Annotated in this window: 5 protein-coding genes; all 5 read left to right on the top strand. The window is 52.1% G+C overall.

Going from position 1 to position 5,241, the window contains the following annotated elements:
• The first annotated feature begins 331 nt into the window (after positions 1 to 331).
• Positions 332 to 1,183, top strand: coding sequence for an MIP/aquaporin family protein (locus MHN01_RS15795; protein WP_239412225.1), 852 nt, complete (start codon positions 332 to 334; stop codon positions 1,181 to 1,183).
• Positions 1,184 to 1,231: 48 nt separating this feature from the next.
• Entirely contained in the window at positions 1,232 to 2,746 is a 1,515-nt protein-coding gene (glpK, locus tag MHN01_RS15790; RefSeq protein WP_239412224.1) for a glycerol kinase GlpK, read from the top strand.
• Between the two features lie 226 nt (positions 2,747 to 2,972).
• Positions 2,973 to 3,980 (top strand): class II fructose-bisphosphatase, encoded by a 1,008-nt coding sequence (gene glpX, locus MHN01_RS15785; RefSeq protein ID WP_239412223.1) that lies wholly within the window; start codon positions 2,973 to 2,975, stop codon positions 3,978 to 3,980.
• A gap of 175 nt (positions 3,981 to 4,155) precedes the next feature.
• A complete protein-coding gene (locus MHN01_RS15780) occupies positions 4,156 to 4,773 on the top strand; it encodes a metalloregulator ArsR/SmtB family transcription factor (protein ID WP_239412222.1) in 618 nt (205 codons plus the stop codon).
• Between the two features lie 13 nt (positions 4,774 to 4,786).
• Positions 4,787 to 5,241 (top strand): FAD-binding oxidoreductase (locus MHN01_RS15775; RefSeq protein ID WP_239412221.1); only part of this gene is annotated, 455 nt, incomplete at its 3' end.

Genomic DNA, 5,241 nt, shown 5'->3' with positions numbered 1-5,241 from the left:
TCTTGATCGTATCTCTCTTGGAATTATCCAAGATCTTGCCCTTATGGCACATCCGGCCTTTTTACGGCCGGATTTTTTATTCCAATTCAACAAGTTAATCTCAAACACCCGATCTTGATATCAACGCAATTGCAGTGCACAAAAGCAACACCGATCAAGTTCAAAAAAACCGCAACCGTTTGCGCGAACGCGCAAAAGTGAGCCTATTTTTATGCTCGAACGCACAAAATTAATTCTTTAACATTTCAATTACGTTTAGTTCGAGTACATTAAGAGCGAATAAGAAAGATAAAAGAAATACCCCTACAACATTCGACAAAAGGACTGAATAATGACTACCCCGAAACAACATACGCTACTTGGCGAATGTATTGCCGAGTTCATTGGTACAGGACTATTGATTTTCTTCGGTGTTGGCTGTGTCGCGGCACTTGTACTGACTGGTGCAAACTTCGGTCAGTGGGAAATCAGCATCATGTGGGGCCTAGGTGTCGCTATCGCCATCTATTGTACTGCTGGTGTCTCCGGTGCCCATATCAACCCTGCCGTAACCATTGCCCTGGCACTGTTCCATGGCTTTGACAAACGCAAAGTAGCTCCTTACATTGCTGCTCAGCTACTGGGCGCGTTCTGTACCGCCGCTCTGATCTATAGCCTATACAGCAACCTTTTCGCAGAGTTTGAAGCCACCAACCAAATTGTTCGAGGCAGTGAGGCAAGCCTGGCGACCGCCGGTATTTTCTCTACCTACCCGAATGCGGCCCTGTCTTTCAGCGGTGCCTTTGCGGTTGAGTTTGTGATCACAGCCGTACTGATGTTTGCCATCCTGGCTCTGACAGATGACAAAAACGGTGCCCCTCGCGGTCCGATGGCCCCGCTGCTGATCGGTATCCTGATTGCGGTGATCGGCGGCTCGCTTGGTCCACTAACCGGTTTTGCAATGAACCCGGCGCGTGACTTCGGTCCGAAATTCTTTGCTTTCCTAGCCGGATGGGGCGATATGGCACTCACTGGCGGTAAAGACATCCCTTATATGATCGTTCCAATCCTGGCACCAATCTTCGGTGCCTGCTTCGGCGGTTGGCTATACCCGAAAGTCATCGGCGTTTATCTGCCGGGCAACAGCGAAGCCGTTGCACAAGAGCAAGAAAGCGCAAGTGACAGTGAAGCAGCAAAAGCATAAAAATCTCTCTACTACCCTAAAATATAATTACTACTAGAGGAAACCATCATGACAACAGAGCAAAAGTACATTGTTGCACTTGATCAAGGTACAACCAGCTCCCGCGCCGTTGTGCTGGATCACAACGCAAACATTGTGTGCTCGTCACAGCGTGAATTTACTCAGATCTATCCTAAAGCCGGATGGGTTGAGCATGATCCTCTCGAAATCTACGCGACCCAAAGCTCGACTCTGGTTGAAGCTCTCGCCAAAGCCGGTATCCGCTCTGATCAGGTAGCCGGTATCGGTATCACCAACCAGCGTGAAACCACTATCGTGTGGAACAAAAATACCGGCAAGCCGGTCTACAACGCTATCGTCTGGCAGTGCCGCCGTACTGCCGATACCTGTGAAACCCTAAAAGAGCAGGGACTGGAAGAATATATCCGCGACAACACCGGCCTGGTCGTCGACCCTTATTTCTCGGGCACCAAGATCAAATGGATCCTGGACAACGTCGAAGGGGCGCGTGAAGAAGCCGAAGCCGGTAACCTGCTGTTCGGTACCGTTGATACGTGGTTGATCTGGAAGATGACTCAGGGACGTGTTCACGTTACTGACTACACCAACGCCTCGCGTACCATGGTATTTAACATCAATACCCTGCAGTGGGATGAAAAACTACTGAAAGCACTGGATATTCCGCTTTCTATGATGCCGGAAGTGAAGGCGTCGTCGGAAGTATACGGCCAGACCAACATTGGTGGTAAGGGCGGTACCCGTATCCCGATTGCCGGTATTGCCGGTGACCAGCAGGCTGCCCTGTTCGGTCAGATGTGTGTCGAGCCGGGTCAGGCGAAAAACACCTACGGTACAGGCTGCTTCCTGCTGATGAATACCGGCAAGGAAAAAGTCACCTCGCACAATGGCCTGCTAACCACCTTGGCCTGTGGCCCTACCGGTGACGTGGCTTATGCCCTCGAGGGTGCGGTATTTATGGGCGGCGCTTCGATTCAGTGGCTACGCGATGAAGTGAAGCTGCTGGACGATGCCAAAGACTCAGAATACTTTGCAGAGAAAGTGGGCAGTGCTAACGGCGTCTATGTTGTTCCTGCCTTTACCGGTCTGGGCGCACCATACTGGGACCCGTATGCACGTGGCGCGATTGTCGGTCTGACCCGTGGTGTTAACTCCAACCACATTATCCGTGCAACGCTGGAAAGTGTGGCCTACCAGACCCGTGATGTACTGGATGCCATGCAGGTAGACTCCGGCATCAATCTGGCCTCCCTGCGTGTCGACGGCGGCGCGGTTGCCAATAACTTCCTGATGCAGTTCCAGTCCGACATTCTGGCTACCGAAGTTCACCGCCCGGTTGTTACCGAGGTAACGGCACTGGGTGCCGGCTACCTGGCCGGCCTGGCAGTTGGCTTCTGGAACAGTATTGACGAGCTGCAAGACAAGGCCGTTCTGGATCGCAACTTCGTACCGTCAGAGGACGAGCAAAAACGTGAGCGTCGCTACAAAGGCTGGAAACGTGCTGTTGAGTGCGCCAAAGGCTGGGCTGTCGAAGACGACGTCTAACCGCTCACTCTCCCTCTAAGTTTCCCCCTCAAGAAGGCCTGCGTTGCAGGTCTTCTTTTTTATCTGTCACCCCTTAACAGGTCTCAGCACCTTGCTGGATGCCCCGTCTCCATCTTCGAGAATATTCCGCTATTTCGACGGCAAAAAATTAACGCAAACGTTTCACCCAAGCTGTGATAAAATCGCGCCAGATTTTTTATGGGCCTTTTTTCTTTCTGGAGTAACAATGAAACGCGATTTAGCAATGGCATTTTCTCGTGTCACCGAAGGTGCAGCACTGGCTGGCTACAAATGGCTTGGCCGCGGCGACAAGAACGCCGCTGACGGCGCTGCCGTGGAAGTGATGCGTACCCTTCTCAACCAGACCGAGATCGACGGTGAAATTGTGATCGGCGAAGGCGAGATTGATGAAGCGCCTATGCTGTATATCGGCGAGAAAGTGGGCACCGGTGGTGATGCGGTCGATATTGCCGTTGATCCAATCGAAGGCACCCGTATGACAGCGATGGGCCAGAACAACGCCCTCGCCGTATTGGCTGCCGGTGAGAAAGGTTCGTTCCTGAAAGCGCCTGATATGTACATGGAAAAACTGGTTGTCGGCCCGGCAGCCAAAGGATGTATCGATCTAAACCTGCCGCTAGCGAAAAACCTGGAAAACATTGCCTCGGCACTGGGTAAGACACTTGATACCCTGGTGGTCACTACACTGGCCAAGCCTCGCCATGACGAGGTGATTAGCCAGATGCAGGCTATGGGGGTACGCGTCTTTGCCGTGCCTGATGGCGACGTGGCGGCCTCAATCCTGACGTGTATGCCAGATAGCGAAGTCGATGTCATGTACTGCATCGGCGGTGCGCCGGAAGGCGTTGTCTCGGCAGCAGCGATCCGCGCCCTGGGCGGCGATATGCACGGCCGCCTGCTGCCTCGCCACGAAGTCAAAGGCGACAGCGAGGATAACCGCCAGCTGGGTCAGGTTGAAATCGATCGCTGCCGCGAAATGGGTATCGAACCGAACATCGTGCTGCGTATGGAAGACATGGCCCAAAGCGACAATGTGATCTTTGCCGGCACTGGTATTACCAAAGGTGATCTGCTTGACGGGATCAGCCGCCAGGGCGATATCGCCACGACGGAAACCCTGCTGATCCGCGGCAAATGCCGTACTATCCGCCGTATCAAGTCGACCCATTACCTGACACGCAAAGACGATGCTGTCAAAGAGCATATCCTGTAACCTGCCCTTCCGGTTCTGAAAAAGGCGTGCATTGATGCACGCCTTTTTTGTCTGCGCAGCCAATAGCAGACTCTCACTGGCTTAGTACTTCTGGTTTATACTTAACTTTGTAAAGCTGTTGCTTTATTTACTTGACTGGCTACATAATAAACCAATAAAGGTAAAAGCAGCTGATATGAAAACGATTGAAAAAATACTCTATCGCATGAAGCGGGATGGCCCAGTTACAGCCAAGGTGCTGGCCGAAGAGTTCAAACTGACCACCATGGGCGTACGCCAGCACCTGCAGGGGCTGGAGGAAGACGGATTGGTGGATTACCAGGACATCAAGGCCAAGGTCGGTCGCCCGACACGGCACTGGAACCTGACCAGCAAGGGTCACCGTCGTTTTGCTGACCGCCATGGCGAACTTATTATTCAAATGCTTGATTCTGTCGAGGAGCTCTTTGGGGCCGACGGTCTCAACCAAGTGGTTGAACGCAGAGAGAATCAAACCTTTGAACAATATCGGCATGCATTGGCAAACAGCTATAATGTAAAAGAAAAACTGGAAATACTAACTACACTGAGGGAACAGGAAGGCTACATGGCCCAGCTTCACCAGGACGGTGAAGACTTCATTCTGGTGGAAAACCACTGCCCGATCTGCCATGCCGCCACGCGCTGTCCTTCCCTATGTAAATCAGAGCTTTCTGTCTTCCAACGTTTGTTGGGCAACGAGTACCGCGTCGAGCGAAACGAACACATTATTGCCGGAGAGAGGCGCTGCGCTTATCGAATACAAAAATCATAATTAGGAGATTATTATGGCTGACTGGATCCCTGCGAAGGTTATCACCAATCGTCACTGGAATAGTGACCTGTTTAGTCTTGTCTTGCATGCAAATATAGAACCCTTCAAGGCCGGACAGTTTACCAAGTTTGGATTGGAAATTGATGGCAAAATGGTCCAGCGTGCCTACTCCTTTGTCAATCCCCCCAGCGATAACAACCTGGAAATCTATGCCACCCGAGTGGCGGACGGTCTGCTCTCCCCTCGCCTCCATGCCCTTGATAGCGGGGATACCGTGTTTATTTCGGCACGGGCCAATGGTTATTTCACCCTCAATGAAGTCCCAGACAGCGAACACCTGTGGCTGCTGGCGACCGGAACCGCTATCGGTCCCTATCTGTCGATCCTGCGTGAATCCGATGTCTGGCGCCGATTCCGTAAAGTCGTACTGATCCATGCTGTTCGCTATGCCGCCGATCTCAGCTATCA

The organism is Photobacterium sp. OFAV2-7 (assembly GCF_022347985.1).
In the GTDB taxonomy this organism is placed as follows: Bacteria; Pseudomonadota; Gammaproteobacteria; order Enterobacterales; family Vibrionaceae; genus Photobacterium.
The sequence above is the reverse complement of the archived record's forward strand: the minus strand, read 5'-3'. Positions and strand labels throughout refer to the sequence as shown.